At 49.9% G+C, this 20,820-nt stretch carries 17 protein-coding genes and 1 other RNA gene; 12 read left to right on the top strand and 6 right to left on the bottom strand.

Annotated features, from left to right (window positions below; genetic code table 11):
- The first annotated feature begins 54 nt into the window (after window positions 1-54).
- The 4 genes from B5D40_RS08865 to bioB are packed head-to-tail and all read left to right on the top strand — an operon-like array spanning window position 55 to window position 5,507.
- A complete protein-coding gene (locus tag B5D40_RS08865) occupies window positions 55-1,302 on the top strand; it encodes an FtsX-like permease family protein (RefSeq protein ID WP_078776632.1) in 1,248 nt (415 codons plus the stop codon).
- A gap of 35 nt (window positions 1,303-1,337) precedes the next feature.
- Window positions 1,338-2,033 carry an ABC transporter ATP-binding protein gene (locus B5D40_RS08870; protein WP_073306028.1) on the top strand — a complete coding sequence of 232 codons (696 nt, stop codon included), beginning with the start codon at window positions 1,338-1,340 and terminating at the stop codon, window positions 2,031-2,033.
- On the top strand, window positions 2,033-4,537 hold the full coding sequence (locus tag B5D40_RS08875; RefSeq protein ID WP_078776633.1) for an ATP-dependent Clp protease ATP-binding subunit: 2,505 nt from the start codon (window positions 2,033-2,035) through the stop codon (window positions 4,535-4,537). The genes B5D40_RS08870 and B5D40_RS08875 overlap by 1 nt, the downstream gene beginning before the upstream one ends.
- A 4-nt stretch (window positions 4,538-4,541) precedes the next feature.
- Entirely contained in the window at window positions 4,542-5,507 is a 966-nt protein-coding gene (gene bioB, locus B5D40_RS08880) for a biotin synthase BioB (protein WP_078776634.1), read from the top strand.
- A gap of 185 nt (window positions 5,508-5,692) precedes the next feature.
- Here bioB and ybaK read toward each other — a convergent pair whose 3' ends face one another.
- The 4 genes from ybaK to B5D40_RS08895 all read right to left on the bottom strand — a co-directional run bounded on the left by ybaK (window position 5,693) and on the right by B5D40_RS08895 (window position 11,200).
- Entirely contained in the window at window positions 5,693-6,196 is a 504-nt protein-coding gene (gene ybaK / locus B5D40_RS15295; protein ID WP_095849454.1) for a Cys-tRNA(Pro) deacylase, read from the bottom strand.
- A gap of 12 nt (window positions 6,197-6,208) precedes the next feature.
- Window positions 6,209-6,895: an NAD-dependent deacylase gene (locus B5D40_RS15300; protein WP_095849453.1), complete on the bottom strand. Its 687-nt coding sequence runs from the start codon at window positions 6,893-6,895 to the stop codon at window positions 6,209-6,211.
- The gene (locus tag B5D40_RS08890) at window positions 6,892-8,313 is read right to left on the bottom strand and encodes a M20/M25/M40 family metallo-hydrolase (protein WP_233134216.1); all 1,422 of its coding nucleotides are present in this window, start codon (window positions 8,311-8,313) and stop codon (window positions 6,892-6,894) included. Before B5D40_RS08890 ends, B5D40_RS15300 begins: the two co-directional genes overlap by 4 nt.
- A 193-nt stretch (window positions 8,314-8,506) precedes the next feature.
- Window positions 8,507-11,200 carry a hypothetical protein gene (locus B5D40_RS08895; protein WP_143394323.1) on the bottom strand — a complete coding sequence of 898 codons (2,694 nt, stop codon included), beginning with the start codon at window positions 11,198-11,200 and terminating at the stop codon, window positions 8,507-8,509.
- Window positions 11,201-11,462: 262 nt separating this feature from the next.
- Between B5D40_RS08895 and B5D40_RS08900 the strand changes: the two genes are divergently transcribed.
- The 6 genes from B5D40_RS08900 (at window position 11,463) to B5D40_RS08925 (ending at window position 17,682) form a co-directional block, all read left to right on the top strand.
- Window positions 11,463-12,758 carry an AAA family ATPase gene (locus tag B5D40_RS08900; RefSeq protein WP_078776636.1) on the top strand — a complete coding sequence of 432 codons (1,296 nt, stop codon included), beginning with the start codon at window positions 11,463-11,465 and terminating at the stop codon, window positions 12,756-12,758.
- Window positions 12,758-13,411, top strand: coding sequence for a retron system putative HNH endonuclease (locus tag B5D40_RS08905; RefSeq protein ID WP_078776637.1), 654 nt, complete (start codon window positions 12,758-12,760; stop codon window positions 13,409-13,411). Before B5D40_RS08900 ends, B5D40_RS08905 begins: the two co-directional genes overlap by 1 nt.
- Before the next feature lie 150 nt (window positions 13,412-13,561).
- On the top strand, window positions 13,562-14,728 hold the full coding sequence (locus B5D40_RS08910; protein WP_078776638.1) for a dihydroorotate dehydrogenase: 1,167 nt from the start codon (window positions 13,562-13,564) through the stop codon (window positions 14,726-14,728).
- On the top strand, window positions 14,725-15,276 hold the full coding sequence (locus B5D40_RS08915; RefSeq protein ID WP_095849452.1) for a hypothetical protein: 552 nt from the start codon (window positions 14,725-14,727) through the stop codon (window positions 15,274-15,276). The genes B5D40_RS08910 and B5D40_RS08915 overlap by 4 nt, the downstream gene beginning before the upstream one ends.
- A 9-nt stretch (window positions 15,277-15,285) precedes the next feature.
- Window positions 15,286-16,035 carry a redoxin domain-containing protein gene (locus tag B5D40_RS08920; RefSeq protein WP_073305042.1) on the top strand — a complete coding sequence of 250 codons (750 nt, stop codon included), beginning with the start codon at window positions 15,286-15,288 and terminating at the stop codon, window positions 16,033-16,035.
- 915 nt (window positions 16,036-16,950) lie between these two features.
- On the top strand, window positions 16,951-17,682 hold the full coding sequence (locus B5D40_RS08925) for an IMP cyclohydrolase (RefSeq protein WP_078776640.1): 732 nt from the start codon (window positions 16,951-16,953) through the stop codon (window positions 17,680-17,682).
- A gap of 67 nt (window positions 17,683-17,749) precedes the next feature.
- Here B5D40_RS08925 and B5D40_RS08930 read toward each other — a convergent pair whose 3' ends face one another.
- Complete coding sequence (locus B5D40_RS08930) at window positions 17,750-18,496, bottom strand: amino acid ABC transporter ATP-binding protein (RefSeq protein ID WP_078776641.1); 747 nt, start codon at window positions 18,494-18,496, stop codon at window positions 17,750-17,752.
- Window positions 18,486-19,970, bottom strand: coding sequence for an ABC transporter substrate-binding protein/permease (locus tag B5D40_RS08935; protein WP_078776642.1), 1,485 nt, complete (start codon window positions 19,968-19,970; stop codon window positions 18,486-18,488). The genes B5D40_RS08930 and B5D40_RS08935 overlap by 11 nt, the downstream gene beginning before the upstream one ends.
- Before the next feature lie 103 nt (window positions 19,971-20,073).
- Between B5D40_RS08935 and ssrA the strand changes: the two genes are divergently transcribed.
- Window positions 20,074-20,430, top strand: a transfer-messenger RNA (tmRNA) gene (ssrA, locus tag B5D40_RS08940).
- 149 nt (window positions 20,431-20,579) lie between these two features.
- A partial coding sequence (locus B5D40_RS08945) for a transposase (RefSeq protein WP_078776643.1) occupies window positions 20,580-20,820 on the top strand: 241 nt, incomplete at its 3' end.

Here is a 20,820-nt window from a genome sequence, read left to right on the forward strand (position 1 = left end):
TCGCTTTCCGAAAATCCCACTGAAAAAAGCGTTGCATTCGATGGAAAAAAATCGATGAATAAACTGGAACTTTTAATCGCCTGGCGTTACCTTGGTGCCCAACGGAAAAGCCTTTTCGTCTCGCTGATAGGGATTTTCAGTATGCTGGGCGTGAGCATTGGCGTGTTTGCTCTGATTGTCGCCTTGTCTGCGGTAAACGGCTTTGAAAAAGAAGTCACCGCGCAGATGATCGGCAAGGATGCGCATTTTGAACTCTACGCTTACCGGAGCGAACCGGTTGCGGATTTCGATTCGCTCGCCCTTCTGGTTCAGGAAAACGATTCGGCGGTCGTCGCGTCGGCTCCCTTTATCATTTACAAGGTCGGCATCAGCAGCAAGAAGGTGAACGACGGCGTTGTTCTGTATGGCATCGATACGGAACGCTCGGCGAAAGTGGTGAACCTTCACGAAAATATCGTGAGCGGCAATTATTCGCTCGACAGCTTGCCCGATGCGATGGGCGAAAAACGTCCGGCGGTGATCCTCGGGGTGTCTCTGGCGAATCGCTTGCGGGTTCTTGTCGGCGATAAGATCATCATCCAGACTTTTCAGAGTACGGACGCCATGTCGTCCGGAGGCCCAAAAATCCTTTCGTGCGTCGTTTCGGGAATTTTTGAAACGGGAATGTATGAATACGACGGCAACATCGCCTATATCGGCATTTCGGAGGCGCAACGGCTTTTGGGAATGCGGGATAACGAGGTTTCCGGCGTTCAGTTCCGGGTCCAGGACCAGTGGAAGGCGAACGAAAGCGCCGAGCGCGCGGGCGAAGTCGTCGGCTATCCGTATTACTTTCTGGATTGGAAAACCAAGAATATCACCCTCCTCAAATGGATGAATTACGAAAAGTTCATCGTGGCGGCGATTATTTGCCTGATTATTTTGGTCGCGGCGTTTAACATCATCAGCTCCCTGATTATGGTCGTCACGGACAAGACCAAGGAAATCGGGATTCTTCGCAGCATGGGACTTTCCAAAGCCGGCGTGATGCGGGTCTTTATGCTGATGGGTTCGTTCATCGGCGTCGGCGGAACGATTTTCGGCGGTTCTGTCGGGCTCGTGCTTTGCGCTTTGCAGCAGGCCTACCATTTCATCAAGCTTCCCGGGGACGTCTATGTGCTTCCTTATTTTCCGGTGCTGATTGATCCGATGGACGTTTTTGTAGTTTTTGTCTTGGGCATTTTGCTCTGCACGCTTTCGACGATTTTGCCGGCATGGAAAGCGTCGAAGCTGGATCCGGTGGGGGCGATTCGCCACGAGTAAGGGCGGAAAGCTTCCGTTTAGCTTGAGAGTAACGAATGATTTTATTGGAAACGAAACAATTAAAGCGAGTCTTTTGCGAAACCGGCGAACGCTTGGAAATTTTGAAAAATGTCGATTTTGCTTTGGCAAAAAACGAATTCTGTGTGCTTACCGGCGCATCGGGGTCGGGAAAATCGACGTTTCTGAATCTGGTCGGTGCTCTTGATACGCCAACTTCCGGCGAAATCCTTTTTGAAGGAAAGAATCTGGGCGCGATGACTTCTGCGGAAAAGGACGAATATCACGCGAAAAAAGTAGGATTCGTCTTCCAGTTCCATCACTTGCTCGCGGAATTTACGGCACTGGAAAACGTCTGCATTCCCGCTCGGATTTTAACTCCCTGCGGCAATCGGAAAGAAATTCTGGAACGCGCCGAAGCCCTGCTGGAAAAAGTAGGTCTAAAGGAACGCTTAAAACATTTGCCCCGGGAACTTTCTGGCGGGGAACGCCAGCGAGTCGCCGTCGCCCGCGCCCTGATGAACAATCCGGACATTGTCTATGCTGATGAACCGAGCGGCAACCTGGACGAAAAAAATGCCCGAATGCTCAATGAACTTTTTAAACAAATTAACGAAGATTACAAACAGACGCTGCTTGTCGTGACGCATGATGAGCGCATGGCGGAATATGCGACAAGGCGTGTTTCTATGCGCGGGGGAATCCTCGTGCCTTTTGAAAAGGAGTCTGAATAATGCCTGGACGTTTTACAGACAGAGTGAAAAAAGTTTTGCAATATGCAAGGGAAGAAGCTAAAGCACTGAATTCGGAGAATGTGGGAACCGAGCATGTCCTTTTGGGAATCGTCCGGGAAGGAGCCGGGGTCGCAGCGGCGGCTCTTAAGGCTTTGGGGGTCGATTTGGAAAATCTTGCCCGGAACATTGAAAATTCCATTTCTTCGTCCGGCGGCATGATGACGATTGGATCCAGCTCGCAGCTGGTCTTTTCGGATCACGCGAAGATCGTTTTGAAAACTTCCGCATCGGAAGCGCAGATGTGGGGCGACAATTATATTGGAACGGAACACGTGATTTTGTCCCTTTTAAAAGTGCCGGAATCGCAAGCTTCTGCCGTTTTGAGTGCCGCCGGAGTGGAATACAACGCCTTGCGTCAGGCGATTTTGTCCATCAAGGACGATTCTCGTGCCCAGCGCGGAGATTCCGGTTTGTCTTTGAACGCTTCGCCGCGCCGTACGGAACGGGAGCTCAAATCGAAAACGCCGATACTCGATCATTTTGGACGGGATTTGACGGCTTTGGCGGTGCAAGGGAAACTCGATCCGATTATCGGGCGCGGAGAGGAAATCGAGCGTTTGATTCAGGTGCTTTGCCGCCGGAAAAAGAATAATCCAGTGCTTATCGGGGAACCGGGCGTTGGAAAAACGGCGATTGTCGAAGGGCTCGCTCAAAAAATTGTGGAAAAGAAAATTCCCGAAATTCTGGAAAACAAGCGGGTCATCACTTTGGACGTGGCCGCGATGGTCGCAGGAACAAAATTCCGCGGGCAGTTTGAAGAACGCCTGAAAGCGCTGATTATGGAATTGCAGCGGAACGAAAACGCCATCATCCTTTTTATCGACGAACTGCATACGATTGTGGGAGCTGGCGGTTCGGAAGGAAGTCTGGACGCTTCCAATATCTTCAAGCCGGCTCTGGCGCGTGGGGAATTGCAGTGCATCGGGGCGACGACGGTGGATGAATACCGCAAGTATATTGAAAAGGATGCCGCTTTGGAACGTCGCTTCCAGCGGATTACGGTGAATCCGCCGACAGTCGAAGAATCCGTGATAATTTTGAACGGTCTGATGGATCGCTATGAAAAGCATCACAAGGTCAAATATACGCCGGAGGCCATTCGCGCTGCCGTGGTTTTGGGCGACCGCTATCTTTCGGAACGCTTTTTGCCCGACAAGGCGATTGACGTGATCGATGAGGCGGGGGCGCGCACCCGCCTTGCCAGCATGGCTGTTCCGCCGGAACTCCGCGAGATGGAGACAAAGCTCTCCGAAGCCTCTGCCAAAAAAGAGGAGGCTTTACGGACGGAAAAATTTGAAGACGCCGCCAAGGCGCGCGATGAAGCGGATGCTTTGCAAAAGAAAATCGCGGAACTCAAGAACGGCTGGCTGGAAAAACGGAAAACGGAATGCCTGGTCGTCGATGAGGACATTATCCGCGATGTGATAAGCAAGATGACGGGAATTCCCATTTCCCGCTTGGCGGAAGAAGAGACGAAAAAACTCATTCATTTGGACAAGGAAATCAAGGAGCGCATCATCGGTCAGGATCGGGCCGTAGAAGCGGTCGTCCGTTCGATTCGGCGTTCCCGGGCTGGCATTCGCGATACGCATCGCCCGATGGGCAGTTTCCTCTTTTTGGGCCCCACGGGAGTCGGCAAAACGGAACTTGCCAAAGTGCTCTCCTTAAGTCTTTTCGGTTCCGAGGATTCCATGATTCGTATCGATATGAGCGAGTATATGGAAAAGCACAGCATTAGCCGCTTGATAGGCGCTCCTCCGGGATATGTCGGTTATGAGGAAGGCGGCGGACAGCTTACGGAAAAAGTGCGCAAGCGTCCTTATTCCGTCGTGCTTCTCGATGAAATCGAAAAGGCGCACCCGGACGTTTATAATTTGCTCCTCCAGATTTTGGACGATGGCCAGCTGACCGACAGTTTTGGGCGGAAAATCAATTTTAAAAACACCATCATCATTATGACGTCGAATGTGGGCGCTCGCGAGGTCAAGCACAGTGCGGGAATGGGATTCACCAAACTGTCCGAATACGACGATTACGAGCGGATGGAAACCACGATTCGTGAAGAGGCGAAGACCGTTTTTTCACCGGAATTTTTGAACCGCATCGACGACCAGATCGTGTTCCGCAGCTTGAACAAAGAGGATTTGATTCGCATCGTGGACATTCTTTTGGGCAATGTGCAAAAGAATCTTTCCGAACGGGGAATCCTTTTGGAATTTTCGCAGCAGTCGAAAGTCGTCATTGTGGAGCATTCCTACGATCCGGCTTTGGGCGCACGACCGCTTCGCCGGAGCATCCAGAGCTTGGTCGAAGACGAACTTTCCGAAGGTTTGCTTTTGGGCACGTTCTCGGATTTTTCGACGATTAAAATCGACGCCGACGCCAGCGGGAAAAAATTGACTTTTGTCACGGAAGACTTGCCGGGCAAAAATATCGAGGGCTAGCGCAATGACAGATGTGTTGGAACTTTCACAAAGAATTATCGATGGGTACCGCATTCAACGGGGCGACGACCTTTCTTTTTTTCTGACCTGCGATTTGGAAAAACTGGAAACCGGCGCAGGAAAAATCCAAAGGCATTTTCGCAAAAATCACGTGGATCTTTGCACGATTATCAATGGACGCAGCGGAAGATGTCCGGAAAATTGCAAGTACTGCGCGCAGTCGGCGCACAATAAAACCGGCTGCGAAGAGTATCCGTTCTTGCCGAAAGAAAAAATTCTTGCAGAAGCCAAAAGCAATGCGGAAGCGGGGGTGAACCGTTTTGCCATCGTGACCGCGGGCAGGGCGTTAAGCGGGAGTGAATTCGACCGGGCGATAGAAGCTTATCAGGAAATGCGGGCGACGCTGCCTTTGGGGCTTTGCGCTAGCATGGGATTTCTTTCTGCCGAGCAGCTGCATCGTTTGCGTATGGCGGGAGTCAGCAATTACCATCACAACATCGAAACGAGTCGCCGTAATTTTCCGAATATCTGCACGACTCACACTTATGACGACAAAATCCGCGAAATCAAGATGGCGCAGGCGGAAGGCTTGCAGGTCTGTTCCGGCGGTATTGTCGGCATGGGAGAAACCTGGGAAGACCGCATCGATATGGCGATAAGCCTTTCGGAATTGCATATTTTGTCCATTCCGATCAATGCGCTCATGCCGATTCCTGGTTCGCCATTGGGACATTTGCACCAGATTTCCGCCGACGATCTGATGCGCACCATTGCCATTTTCCGCTACATCAATCCGGAAGCGGATATTCGACTTGCCGCCGGTCGCAAAATTATGAAAGACTTTGGCGAAAAGGCTTTTGTGTCGGGCGCGAGCGCTACGATTACGGGCGACATGCTTACCACCAGCGGCACCACGATTCGCGGGGATTTTGAAATTTTGAAAAAACTGGGCCTTACGAACCGGGAGTGAATTTAGTGGTTAGTGCCCTTCGACAAGCTTAGGGATCGGTTGAGAGTTAAGAGTTAAGAATTAGGAGTTAGGAGTTAGGAGTTAGGAGTTAGGAGTTAAAACTGAAAACTAATAACTAATAACTAATAACTAATAACTAATAACTAATAACTAATAACTAATAACTAATAACTAATAACTAATAACTAATATTTTCCCTTTTCCGTTTTGGGACCGGCGATGGCGGCAACCGTTGCATGGACAGTCTGGATTAAATCCTTGGGTGAAATTTTCAGTTGCATTCCCCGGACTCCGGCACTGACGTAGATGAAGTCGAATTGCAGTGCTGTTTCGTGGATGAAAATCGGGAAAGGCTTTTTGAGTCCGATGGGAGAGCAGCCTCCACGGATATATCCCGTCAGGGGCTGCAATTCCTTGAGCGGAACGGTTTCAACGCTTTTGTTTTGGCTTGCCTTGGCCAGGGATTTCAGGACAATCTCCAGATTGCCGGGGACGACGCCGATGATTGGCCCGGTCTTGTCTCCGCGGACAAGGATGGTTTTGAAAACGCGTTCAATCGGTTCTTGAAGACTTTCGGCGATGTGTTCCGCGCCTAAATCGTTTTCATCGACAGGGTAAGGGATGAGTTCGTAGGCGATGCCTTTTTGATCGAGAAGCCGTGCGGCGTTGGTCTTTTTATTTTCTTTCATTTTAGAGCAAATTCATTCGTAAAATTTTTGGCACCAAGGCGGCACGATTTCGGTCGCTTTGCCCTGGATATTTTCGTCCGTCCAGGGATCTTGCGGATTGATTTCCAAATTCAGGCAGGTGACGTGGGCGCCGTTTCGTTTGGCGATTTGCTTAAATCCGGCGGCGGGATAGACGACGCTGCTTGTTCCGATATAGACAAATTCATCGGCGTCGCGCAGCGCTTTTTCGATTTCGTCCATAAATAGCGGAATTTCCCCGAACCAGACGATATGCGGGCGGCTCCGGCTTCCGCACAAAGGGCAGCGGGTTTCTAGCGTTTCATTTCCGTCAAAAGAAAAAACGTGGTTTTCGTTTTGCTCGCAACGGAGTTCTTTCAAGTAGCCGTGCATGTGCAGCACTCTTTTACTGCCGGCGCGTTCATGCAAGTCATCGACGTTTTGCGTAATCAGAAGAAAATCTTTTCCGAGACGCTTTTCGAGTTCCGCCAAAGCGAAGTGCGCCGCATTGGGCTGAAAGTTCGGCAACGAGGTTCTTAATTTGTTGTAAAAATCCTTGACGCGTTTTTTGTCGCGAAAGTAGCCTTCGGGAGTGGCGACCGCATCGATGGGTTCATTTTCCCAAAGCCCATCGTTTCCGCGAAAAGTTCGCAGCCCGGATTCTGCGCTGATTCCTGCGCCGGTCAGAACGACGATTTTCATTGGCAAAGTCCTTCAAAAAATAGTGCTTCCGCGAGAATGCCGTGTTCAAAATCCTGCAAGCTAAGGCTTTCGTTTTCGCTGTGCGCATTGCTTTTCGGGTCTTCGAGTCCGGTCATGAGAATCGGGATGTCGCCGAAGGTATTCCGAAAAAGTTGCGCTCCGGGAATGGATGCTCCGCAACCGATGAATTTGGCTTCGTTGCCATAGGCGATGGTCATCGCTTCTTTTATTTTGGCGAAATACGGGTGCGAAATATCCGTTGTAAAAGGATCGGCGCCATCTTCGGGAGCAAAGGATACTTTCAATCCGGATGGGCAATTCTTTTTCAAGTGCTCCATCAAAAGGCGGGTGCAGGGCTCCGCGGACATTCCTGGTGCCAGTCGAATGCCGATGCGGGCGTATGCCGAATCCTGCAACACGTTTCCCGCCTGGGTTCGGGAACCCGCTTCAAAAGCGGTGACGACAATGGAAGGCTTTCTCCAGAGCGTTTTCAAAATGGAGTCTCTACCGCCGAGAATCCGGGTGCCGGCAAGGAGGGACGCTTCTTTGCGGAATTGGGCTTCGCTGTAATGCAGTGCGTCGTAGCTTTTTTCTTCTTCGCCCGTAGGTGGGATGAGCGCGTCGGAAAAATGCTCGATGAGGATGTTGCCGTCGCTATCGGTGAGAGAGGCGATCATTTTGCAGAGCGCTTGGACGGGATCGGGGATGGGCCCCGACCAGGAGCCGGAATGCAAAGGCGTTTTCATGGCGCGAACGATGACGGACACGGCGGACATGCCGCGCAGCGTTGTCGTAATGGATGGAGTCCCCTCGGCAAAGTTGGAAAGGTCCGCAATGATGACGGCGTCGCAGCGGAGCAGTTCCCGGTTTTTGGAAAGCAGGTCCCCGAATCCGGAGCTGCCGCACTCTTCTTCGCCTTCGATGAGAACCTTGATGTTGGGCATGGAGTCTCCGCATACAGCCAGAGCCTGGGTCGCCGCAGCCAGGTGAAGAACGATGCCCGCTTTATCGTCGGCGGCCCCGCGTCCGTAGAGTCTGCCGTTTCGAATCTCGGGAGCGAATGGAGCGCTCTCCCACAAGGCTTCCCGCATGGTCGGTTGCACGTCGTGGTGCGCGTAAAGCAGAATTGTGGGGTTCGATTCCTTGGTTTTGATTTCCGCAAAAACGGAAGGCCTGCCCGTCGAAGGGGAAAGAAGCTGGGCGTTTTGAAAGCCGTGCTCTTCAAAAAGGGCTTTTACCGCCTGGGCGGAACGCCAGACTTCGTTCTGGTCGAAATTTTCAAAACTGATCGAGGGAATTTGAATGAGGGATTCCAGCGCTTTCACGTAGCGTGGGAACATTTCATGAATGCGGGATGGCAGCGTTTCGTTCATAATGGTTTGCGAAAGTCCTTTGGCGTTGTCGCCTGAATATGCCATTAAAAATAACATAAAAGTACTTTAGGTGTATAAAAATTGTCGTTCGATTTTTCTGTATGGAGACGTGGCTCCTGCTTTTTAGTGAGAAAAGTGAACTGTTACTCCAAGGTGTAATGTGACGAAACGACCTTCGTTCGTATTTTTAAGGATTGTCTAGCTTATGCTCGCAATGACGTGAATGCGGCATATCTTTTCACCTCCTCAAAAATCCGTACTCATACACTTTCGGCTCGATTTTTTTGCCGAGCGTTTTCATTTTTTCACGCAGGTCGCCAATCCGCTCGTTGTAGGCTTCATCGCCGGACATGTTGTTCATCCTGCCTTTCGTTTCGCCCTGAAAATACTTTCTAATGTCGTAAAATGACGCGTCAGGATTTGCGTTCGGCTTTGTGTGGTAATAGTTCCACAGTTCAAGCGCGGAATCGTAAACCGCCTGCGCTTCAGAAGAAAGATTTTCCAAGGGGGAAAGCCTTCCCCTCGCTCCAGCCGCGTCCGCGTCTTGCGCTACCCCTTCTGCGGGGGACACCCCCGCAACGCCCCCGTGCATTGTCGCTCCGTCCGCGCCGCCCTCGTGGGCATAGTCCGCGCCGTCATTGCGAGCCGTAGGCGAAGCAATCTTTACGGCGCACTCGTCCGAAGATTGCTTCGTCGCTTCGCTCCTCGCAATGACGGACTCTTCCCTGAACAGCCCGCCGTCCGCAGCTTTCGCGCGCAGCCTTAAATCGCCGCCTTTCAGGAAGTCGCTCATGAACGTGCTTTTGAACGTCTTTTTGCAGCCCACCTGTTCCCGGGTAAAGGGAATCCAGTGGTTTACGCCTTGCGCAGAGGAGATGCGGTTCTGTCCGTGGAAAAGCGCATAGACGAGGCAATCCGTCTGGAATTCAAAATTCGTTTTCCAGCCGTCGCTGGGGAACAGGAACTGGTCCCGGTCGTTGAGCCAGGTTTGTGCAATACAATGACGAACAGTGAAATAAATACACATCGGAATTAAATTCTTTTTCGTTATTATGAAATAAAAATGCGCCCGTAAATCATTTGGCGTAAGATCTACTGTAAGAAACAGCCCCATATTGTTTTGCATATCTTGTCCATTTACACGGACGTATCCAATAAAATCCCCATCTTTGTCATAATACTGTCTAATCCAATGCAGCATAAATTTGACATTGTTATATGAATAAAAAGAATGCTTGTATAAATAATTTCCATTTGAATCAAAAACGTCTGCAACATATTCTGGCAAAGGTTTTATCTCCGTAGATTTTTCATTTTTTGTATCTGTGTTCCAAATAAAAAAACCGATGGGAAATTGTCCCTTCACATTATCGAAAGTGTTTGCAGGAACTACAAAAAGGCTTTTTAGTTCCGCCCGAAATACAGAGCGAAACTTTGCAAAATTGGGGGCGCAAAGCGCCTTCAATGTTGCAAACTGTGCCAGTTTGCAACATTGAATTTCTGTATAAATGCGAATTAAAAATTCTGCATATACTTCTCTTGCGGCCGTTCCAATTATTTCACTCCATTTATCATAAACTTTGTTTTCAAATGAAACGTTACTTTTGTTCTGCCCTGTATCAGAAATTTGTCTTTTGTTTCCCGCTTCCGCATAGGGCGGATTTATATAAATCACCAGCTTTTTCCGCTTTTCCGCGTCGTTCAAAATCTCTTGCAATTCCTCCGGGCATTTGGAAAAGTCGTCGTTCAGAAAATCAAATTGGAACACGTGGTTTTCTGCCATGCGCCAGCCGTTGGCTATGCGGTCGGTCATCACGTCCACGTCCTGTTTGTCCAGGGTGCTTGCCCACACCCGGTCGTAGTTCGCAAGTCCGTTCAAAAGGTTGCCCGTTCCCGCGCAGCAGTCCCAAATGTAATAGTCGTCCTGCCAGGTTTCGCCGAGGACTTGGGCCAAATACGCCTGGGATTTTTCCACCCAGATTTGCGGAGTAAAAAAACTGCCTTTCCGCTCCCGAATGTCCTGGGGCACCAGCAAATCCCGCCGCGCAATGATGTAGTCCCAGTATTCTTCCTTGGGCGGCCTCTCGTAAACATTCCAGAATTCCTTGTAGGCTTTTTGCTTGTCGGTAAATCCAACGCTTTTCGTCGTTAAGAATCCGTCCTCGTCCAGCTTTTTCGCCAGTTCATACTTCGTGTTTTTCAGCACCACGTAGAGCGAATCTTTGAGGGACTCGCCGTCCTTGGAAAGTAAATCCGCCAAGAAAAAGTCGGCGGCGATAATCCCGCTCTTGTTGGATTTTTCCCAGTCCACGGCAATGGAGGGCTTCACCTTTTCCGACCATTTCTGGAACACGAAAGTGAAATTGTTCTTGGTGACGGCGATTTTTTCCGAAACGTCCTTGTCGGTTTTAAAATTCAGCCGGATAAACTCTCTGAATTCCTCCTTTTGATTTTCGTAATGGAACAGGATGGAATTTTCTTCCAGGGAATTTTTGCAGAGAGTATAAAGCTGCTTGAATTCCTTCGTGTCGTGATTGGAGGGCGTGACCGTCCAGTTGAAGTCGTTTTGAAAAAAGATTTCTTGAATCTGGTGGTATTCGATAAAGGCGAATTTTTCTGCATCGAACGCGCCGATGTATTTGGGCGGCAGGTATTTTTCAAAGGTCCTTTCTTTGCCAATCGTCAGGATGAGCTGCACAAAACTTTCGTAAATGTCGTGATTCGTTCCCTGCTTTGCTTCTGCCCACAGGATGGATTTCAAACCGTCATTGTCGATGGAATCGAAAAGCGATCGGGAGCCGCCCTTGGTCAGGTGCTTGGCAATGACAAAGTCGATGTTTCCCAGTTGGGTGCATTTGTAATCCGAAAAATAATCATCGCGAATGTAGAATTTCAGCGACTCTTCTTTTAATTTTTTGTAAGCATTATTCATAGCAATTCCAAAGGAAGGGGTGATTTTATTTTGGAAGTATAGAAAACCGGGAAAAGGATGGTGGCCAGTGGGAAAAAATTGTTGCCCTCGGTTTGGTAAAAAAATCAAGTGGGATGGACCTAGCGAAGGCAAGAATAAAAAGTTGCCGATAGGAATAGGGCTTCACTTGTGGTAACTTATTTAGAGATTTGTTTCAAGGTAGGAAACTATTGATGGGGAAAAAATGTATTATTGAACTCGTAATAGTTTCTGCGAGGACTGTATGAGGCTGTCAAAAATAGAATACTTCAACTTTCGAGGATTTGAAAAAAAAGAATTTTCTTTGGATAATCCGGTAGTACTTTTTGTTGGAGATAATGCCAAAGGCAAGACCAGCGCATTGAAAGGCGTTGCCCTTGTGTTGTCGTCCTGGAATTCGGCCTTTCCTGAAATTAATGCCTTGAAGTATTCCATGGACGATGTTCGGAAAGTCGCTGTTCGCGGAGGGACCGAAATACCGACCTTCAATCCTTGCTCAGAGTCGTATGTGAAGGGATCGCTAACGGATGAGCAAGAGCAAGACATAGACTGGCTTCGGCGATATGGGAGCCATGCAAATAGTGATGATCTGAAAAGAAAAGCAAAACAATTTTTAAAAAAAATCGAAGAAAACGAGAATGTTGATTTACCCTATTTCGGTTATTATGGGACAGGTCGACTTTGGGATGTTGATAAGCGAATCACTTCGAAAAAAGAAAAAGTATTTTTTAGAGATTCGCGCTACAAGGCTTATCAGGACGCTCTTGATGCGTCTTCATCAGATAAAATTCTGCGAAAATGGATTGCCAAGTTAAGTCATGCAGAATTTATCGAAAGAAAAAAATCATCAGTTTTGGCCTCTGTATGGGCCTGCCTGAAGAAAATTATTCCAGATGTTTCGAATGTTGATTGGAATCCTAAGGAAGACGATATATTTTTTGAGTTCAATAATGGTAAAGTGATTCCGTTGAACAATTTGAGCGAAGGTCAAAGAATAGTTGCATCCTTGGTGATGGATTTATGTATTCGGTTTAGTTTGCTTAATCCCCATTTGAATGGCAATGCTTGTGAACGGACAACGGGTGTTGTGCTGATTGACGAAATCGACTTGCACTTGCACCCGAAGTGGCAAAAGAGAATTGTCCCGGATTTGGCCGAATTGTTCCCTCGGATTCAGTTTATACTGACATCGCATTCTCCGTTTATTATCCAGTCGCTAGAGGGAATTTCTGGAGCGAAAATAATTAACCTTGATAATGAAGATGGTGTAGAAGAATACTCACGTCAAAATCACAGAAGTGTCGAAGATATTGCTGAACATGTAATGAACGTTGATATGCCTCAGCGTAGCGAGCGCTACATTGCCATGAAAAATGCTGCTAAAGAGTATTTTGATTTACAGGAAAAAGTTTCTGCAAATGAGGCAGAACTGGAAGAGGCTAAACGAGTATTAGAAAAATTTGTGGCTCAATATGGAACAGATAATCCCGCTTATGCAGCGTTTCTGGAATCTAAGGCTGAATCTGCAGGAGTTTTGTAATGCGAAGCCTGCAGAGAAAGTCGTGGCCAAAGAATTCGGATGGAAGCCAAAAGGTTTTCAAGGCGTATAAAGATTTCTTGCCTGATTTAAAAGAAAATTTTGGACGTTATTGCTGTTATTGTGAAAAGAGGGAGAGAAAACTTGATGTAGAGCATGTTGCTCCAAAATCGCATAATCCATCGCAAATATTGGATTGGGATAATTTGCTTTTAGCGTGCCCAGTATGCAACCGGGACTATAAGAAAAACAAGAACCCATCTCGCGCGGGTTATGTTTGGCCGGATGTGGACGATACCTTTGATATATTCGAATACCATGGCGATGGATCGATGACGGTAAATCAATCTTTGAGTCCACAAAAGCAGGTTGAGGCGCAAAATACCATTGGTTTAATGAACTTGAATGCTCCCGGTGGGAAAAATGACGAAATCCGTATGATTCGTATGGAACAATGGAATGTTGCATCGGATTTGTTGGATGAGTATAAACGAAAGAAAATTTCTATAGACAGTATTGTAGAAAATGTTGTTGCGAATGGTTATTGGTCTGTATGGATGACTGTTTTTAAGGACTATCCTGAAGTGACGCAAAAGATTGCAGATGCTTTTCCTGGAACTTTACCGAAATATTGTACGCCGCCTTCTAATTCTTAAGGTGTAACAGTGTAGAACACTAGCAAGTTTTGCATAGTTGGCGTGCATACCCAGTTTAAGGCCTAGGGTGTGCCGTTAAAATTACGGAATGTCGTCGATATTGTTGCCGCCCGGATGGATGCGTCGCCTTCTTTTTGTTAATTTGAACGCATGACTGTCGAAACGGAAAATCACGATTACTATTTGCTGTACGGAGATAAGCTTCTCGCATTTATACGCCGTCTTTTCAAAGGCTCTCCGGAATTTCGCCACGATTCGTTGAAGTATGTGGCGCGCCTTGCCCCCTGCATCCCCTTTTTGGGAGGAAGGCCCGATTTTTCGCCGGCGTTGAAAACCGTCATCCGTTTTCCGGACAAGAGCTTGCCGCTTTCTTTTAGCGCGCCGATTATTTTGGCCGCGGGCGCGAACAAAACGGCAAACCGGATTGCGGATTTTGCGAATCTGGGTTTTGGCGGCGTCTCGGTGGGAACGGCGACAAGGCGTTATCGCGAAGGGAATACGCATCGTCCTCGCATCGGTTTTTTGGAAGAGGATCGAGCCATTTACAACAGCATGGGACTCAACAACGACGGCGTGGAAGCGGTGGCGAAACGCGTCGATGAACAGCTTGTCCGGGCGCACAAAAGCGGCATGAGCGTAGGGATTTCCATTGCGGAAACGCCGGGGCTTCTTTCGGAAAGGGAAAAAATTCAGGATGTCCTGGAAACCTTTGCCATTGCGTACAAGGCCGCCGATTATATCGAAATCAACGTGAGCTGTCCCAATACGGGGGAAGACCGTCTGGATTTGAACACCCGTTTTGTGGAAACCCTCTTTTCGGAAATCATGAACTTTCGCCAGTCGCAGGCGATTCGGAAAGCGGTGTATGCCAAGCTCAGCCCGGATTTTTCGGAGCACCAGTTGATTTCGACTTTGGAAGTTCTGGTGCGTTACGGCGTAAACGGCGTGGTCGTCGGCAATACGTTCCCGACTCGGAAAATCGCGGAGTTGCCGATGTTTGCCAAATATGACGAGCTGAAGGTTCTGCGTTCGGACGGCGACAAGGGCGGACTCAGCGGACGCCCGCTTTACCACAACACTTACGCCCTGACGCGATTTGTCAAAGCGCGCTTTCCCCAGTTGAGCGTGATTGCCTGCGGGGGAATCGACCATGGATTGAAAGTATTCGACCTGATGCTTTCGGGGGCCGATGCGGTGCAGTGTTACAGCGTTTGCGCATTCCGTTGGATGCCGGCCCATGCGATGCGCCGAGAGCTGCTTTGGGCTTTGCAGAAAGCGAATCTGAAAAGCATCGACGAGTTGCATACGAACGAATGATGAAGCCCGGAGCGATTTCTGCGATTCTTTGGGGAATGGTTCTTGCCGTATCCGCCCATGCGGGATTCTTTCTGGAAAAGGACCATTCGGAAGAAGAAGTGCTTGTTAAAGAGGCGAGCTACGGTTTTTCTTGGGGTGGAGGAGCGGCGTTCGCCTATTATCTCGGCGGGTTCGATTTTTCCCTTTCGCCGCAGCTGGCGTATCGCTTTCAGAACGACTTGGCAATCGCTTCCGAATTGGCTTTGGGATTGAATGCCGACGTGCATGAAGCGGGGCTTTCTGTGCGGGCTTATATTGGCGACGAGGATTTCGTGTCTTTCGGGTCGAGCACCGTCTATTTCAAAAAACACGGGGACTGGCTCCTTGCCCCTCGCCTTTTTGTCGATTACGGGCGGAACATGAAGCCTTGGCGGCGCGCCCATTTCGCCTTGCAGGGGAAAGTCCGCTTGGGATTTCTCGTAGGGGAGAGTCTGGGTCGGGAGCGAAACGGCGAGACTAAAACCGCCTTTACGACGATTTCGGGGACGCTGGCTTTCATCTTTTTTTGAGGATTACGCATGAAAAATGGGTGGATATTCTTGGTTTTGCTGCTGACTTCGGCTCTTCATGCCGTTCCGTGGCTGGGTCTCGTTTTTCGGCAGGAAACCTTTCAGAAACAGACGGTTCTCAAGGTGGAATCCGTGCATCCGGATGCCGATGCCAAGCAGGTGCGGCCTGGCGATTTGATTGTGGAAATCAACGGGACGAAGGTGACGGACATGGCGGCTGTCAAAAAATCGCTCGCCGGCTTGAAAACCGGTGCGACGGTGCCGCTCCAGTTGATTCGGAACGGAAAAAGGCTATCGGTCAAAGTGAAAATGACGGAGCGACCGGACGATGTTTCGCAAATGACGGGCTCTTCCATCGGAAACAAGTTCGTCGCCTTTCAAAAGAACTACTACCGCAATGCGGAAAAAAGCCAGAAAAAGCCCAAGGCGCGGCTTCTCGATTTTTGGGCGACCTGGTGCGGTCCTTGCAGGCAAACCCTTCCCATTTTGGCCCGGCTGTATCAGAAATACGAAAGCCAGGGGCTGGAGATTGTCGGCGTTTCCAGCGAGTCGCAGGATGTCCTTGAAAAATTCTATCAGGAGCATCCGTCGCCGTATCCGCTTTATCGGGACGCCACCCAGGAACTTTCCCGAACGTATCGCATTTCTTCTATCCCGACGTTGATTCTTTTGGACGAAAATGGCTATATCCAGAAAATCTGGCCGGGAGTGCCGCACGAATCCTCTTTGGACAAGGCGATTCGCGAAGTTTTAAAGTAGGCCGCTTTTAAATGGCTAGGCAAATTCTTTCACACGGTGAACTCGGTTCTTAGTTCTCAGTTCCCAGTTTCAACTCCCAACTTCCAACTTCCAACTTCCAACTTCCGACTTCCAACCGGTCCCTGCCCTTCGATAAACTCAGGAACCGCCGGTTAGTGAGCCTGCTGAACTAGTCGAAGGGCACAGATCACTAACCGCTAACCACTAACTACTAACTTGTTTTCAGAGATTCTTCAACTACGGAATCGGAGATTCCAAGTTTCAGGGATGCAGCACCGCGGCAATCATGTCAGCGGCACGTCATTGCGAGCAAGGCCCCATGAGCCTTGGAAGCTCTGCTTCCTTTAGGCGAATTGTCCCTTCCAGGGATACTTCAACTACGGAATCGGAGATTCCTAGTTTCAGGGATGCGCAGCCGAAGCAATCTGTGCTGGCACCTCGTCATTGCGAGCCGCGATAGCGGCCCATGAGCCTTGGAAGCTCTGCTTCCCTTAGGCGAATTGTGCAAAGCCGTGGCAATCTTGTCAGCGGAAAAGGATTGCTTCTACACTTCGAGTATAACTCCACTAAGGTAACAAAGTTACCAAGTGTCGTATATCCACATAGAGTATAACTCCACTAAGTCAATAAATTGACAAGTGTCGTATAACCCCTGTAGGGCTCGCAATGACGATCGCTTCCAAATATGGCTGATTTTCTCCTTGACGGGAGCGCAATGACGGTCCCTTCCAGGGATACTTCAACTACGGAATCGAAGATTCCAAGTTTCAGGGAGCCTCGTAGGAGGCCGCCGTTTCTTCTATGAACTCTGACAACTGATAACTAACAACCAGCCTCGAATCCACATCCATTTTTTGAAGCTTGCCTGTAGGACTTTCTATATTTAACGGCAAATTTTACAACACGAGGCATTCGATGAGCTACCTATCCAAAGCGGAAGAAAATTTCCAGAAACTCTCTCAAAATCCATATCCCGGTCGCGGCATTGTGCTCGGCACGTCTGCGGACGGCAAAGCACTTGTTCAGGTCTATTGGATTATGGGACGCAGCGAAAACAGCCGCAATCGCGTCTTTGTGCAAGAGGATTCCGGCTTTGTCAAGACGAAGGCCTTTGACGAAAGCAAACTCACCGACCCCCATCTGATTATCTATTATCCGGCGCGTCATTTGCCGAATGCGCACATCATCACGAACGGCGATCAGACCGATACGATTTTTGACGGCATCCGTCTGGGGGGAACTTTTGAAAGCGCTCTTGCCACTCGCGAATACGAAGACGACACCCCGAATTTCACGCCGCGGATTTCGGGCATTACTTACCGGAATCCCAGCCCGTATGTGTATCAGCTTTCGATTCTCAAGTCCGAGGACAATTCTGCGGATGCGGGATGCGTTCGCGAAACCTTCAGCTATGAAAAGGCGATGCCCGGACTGGGACATTTCGTTTCCACTTATGTCACCAACGGCTCTCCGATTCCTTCTTTTGCGGGAGTGCCGCAGTGGATGCCCATTTTTGAAAATGCGGAAAAGACGCTCGACGCCTACTGGAACGCCTTGGACGCCGACAACAAGGTTTCGCTTCTCGTCAAGTGGATTGACCGGGAAACCTTTAACGCGAAGACGCTCCTGGTGAACAAGCTGGGATAAGTTTCGGAACGGCGGAATATGAAAAAAGACCTTGCTCTCGGGCAAGGCCTTTTCCGTTTCCAGAGGATTATTTCTTCAATGCGGAGAGAAATTCCCGGAGCCTTTCGTCCTTGGGGTTGTCGAAGATTTCCGCGGGAGTGCCGTCTTCCTTGACAACGCCGTCCGCAAAGAAGAGGACCCGGTTCGCGACTTCGCGGGCGAAGCCCATCTCGTGCGTGACCACGACCATCGTCATGCCGGATTGCGCGAGCGACTTCATCATCTTGAGAACTTCCCCGACCATTTCCGGATCGAGCGCGCTGGTCGGTTCGTCGAAGAGAATCGCTTCGGGATTCATGGCGAGCGCACGGGCAATGGCTATGCGTTGCTGCTGCCCGCCGGAGAGCTGCGCCGGGTAATGGTTTCCGCGGTCGGAAAGCCCGATGCGTTCGAGAAGTTCCTGCGCTTTCCTTTCCGCTTCGCCCTTGTCCATCTTGCCGAGCTTGACCGGGGCGAACATGATGTTTTTCTTGGCTGTCATGTTTTTGAACAGGTTGAACTGCTGGAAGACCATGCCGATGCGTTCGCGCACCAGATGGCTCGGGATGTCCTTGGCGAGGATGCTCTTGCCGTCGAGCAGGATGTCGCCTGAAGTGGGACGCTCGAGCAGGTTCAAGAGGCGCAGGAATGTCGATTTGCCGCAGCCGGAAGGACCGATGACGGCGACGACGTCGCCTTTGCAAATGTCGAGCGAAATGTCCCGAAGAATCTGCTTGTCCCTGTAGGACTTGCTCAGGTTCCGGATCTGGATCAGGGGTTCGCGGTTAGCGTTCATTCTTTTTCAACCTCCTTTCGAGCCGGGCGACGCAAGCCGAAAGGCCCGCAACGAGAATAAAGTAGATGGCGGCGACGGCGAGCAGCGGAAGCATCGCCTCGTAAGTCGTGCTGCGGATGATGTCTCCCGCGCGGGTCAGATCGGTGAGCCCGATGTAGCCGCAAATGGAGGTTTCCTTGATGAGGGAAATGAATTCGTTGGTGAGTGCCGGCAGGGAATTCTTGGCCGCCTGCGGATAGACGATCGAGAAGAGAATCGTGCGGAAGCGGAGCCCGAGACTTCTGCCCGCTTCGATTTGCCCGGGATCGACCCCCTTGATGCCGCCGCGGATGATCTCGGAAACGTATGCGCCCGAATTGATGCCGAACGCGATGACGGCGACGAGAATCTTGTTGATGTTCACCGAGGAAAAGACGATGTAGTAGATGATGAGCAGCTGGACCATCATCGGCGTGCCGCGGACGATGGCGACGTAGGCCTTTCCTAGCGCATTCAAAATTTTGAAGCTGCCGTTCATCTCGTTGTTCGCACGGATGACGGCGATGAAAAATCCCACGACAATGCCGAAAAGCGCCGCGAAGAGGGAAATGAGAAGCGTGTTGCCGAGCCCCTGGACGATATACTTCCAGCGGGAATCCTTGACAAAGTTCTTGTAAAAATGGTCCCCGATGCTTTCTGCCGAGACCGCTGCGGCATCGCCCCGGACGACGACCACGATTTTCGAATCGGCATACGGGTCGGTGAAGTTGATGGAGAGCTTCCTTTCCTCGGTGACGGTGAATCCGGAAAATCCGATGTCCGCTTTGCCCGAACTCACCGCGTTGATGATGGCGTCAAATTCGATGTCCTGGATTTCGAGAGTGCGACCGAGATAGTCTGCGATGTAGTTGCAGATTTCGATGTCGAACCCGACGATGCCTTCGCCCATGTGATATTCATACGGCGGAAACTGCGCATTGGTCGAGAGGACGAGTTTCGGACCGTCCTTGACTTTTTGGCTGTAGTGGAAGTTTCCCGCCTTGTTGATGTAGGTATTGAAAAGGGAGTCGTAGATGCCTTCGGATTTCAGTTTGCGGAGGGCCGCATTGACGCTGTCGAGCAGAGTTTCTTTCCCTTTGGCGACGACTCCCGCGTAGGTTTCCTCGACAAAGACCTCGTCGAGAATCCGGAGCGAAGGATTTTGCGCGACGAACGCTTTTGCCGGCTGGTCGTCGCTGAGGACCGCGTCGATTTTCCCCTGAAGAAGTGCCTGGATGGCATCGGCGAGCTTCGTGTAGCGTTCGACCTGGATCTTGGCCGTGTCGCCGCCAAAGTCGGAAGCGTAGATGTCCGCCGTGTTGCCTATCTGGACGCCGACTTTTTTGTTGCCCAAATCGCTGACGTGGAACACATGGTTTTCAAGGGGCTTGTCGCTTGCGCAGGCTGTCAAAGCAACTGCGATGGCGGCGAAAAGCGAAAATAGTTTTCGAATCATCGGGCGTGCCGTTGTTGAATGTGGATGCCCAAATATAGATGTTTTACCGCTTCCGTTTGTCCTTCGGAAAAAGATTTGCTATATTCCGAAAGTCATCTCGCACGGGGGTGCTCTGGTTTCGACAGGGTCGCTGAAGCGTGAGTTGCGTGCCGAGGGTCTGGCTGGCCTCGTAAAAAAGCCGGAAAACAATAAGTGCTAACGAAGAATACGCACTCGCTGCTTAATTGATAGCAACGCTGGAACTTGTCCCTTTCCCATGGGGATAAGAACTCCAGTCGCAATATGGGATAGGGCGGCGTCATGCTCTGGGGCGTCATCCGAAATTTTCAGAGCTGGTTCCGATTTGCGCCGGCCTTCTTGGGCGTGAAGAGGGACGAGAACTTAAATACGAAGGAAACGCACGTAGGAATGAACGGGGACGTGATTTTGGACAGGAGTTCGACTCTCCTCACCTCCACTTTGACAAAGCGGCAGTTCGTCATGAACTGCCGCTTTTTCTATCGGAGTTTTTCTTTTGCATTTGACTTGTGCGGTTGTAGCGCTTAACCGCAACTTGGAAAAAATTGAGGAAGCTAATAAGGTGTATATTTCCAACCAAGGAGCCACCTTATGGCAGAAGAAAATAAACTTGAAAAACAGAAACGTCGCCGCCTGAGTGCGGAGGAGAAAGTCAAAATCCTGAGCGAAATTCTCCTCAAGGGCAGAGGCTTATCTGAACTTGCGGACGAGTACAAGATACATCCGAACAAAATTCTCGAATGGAGGAAGGTACTTTTCGAATCCGCTACGGGGATTTTCGAGCAGAAACGCCCCGACATAACCGAAAAGGCGAAACAGCGTAAAATAGACG

Source organism: Fibrobacter intestinalis (assembly GCF_900167415.1).
GTDB lineage: Bacteria > Fibrobacterota > Fibrobacteria > Fibrobacterales > Fibrobacteraceae > Hallerella > Hallerella intestinalis.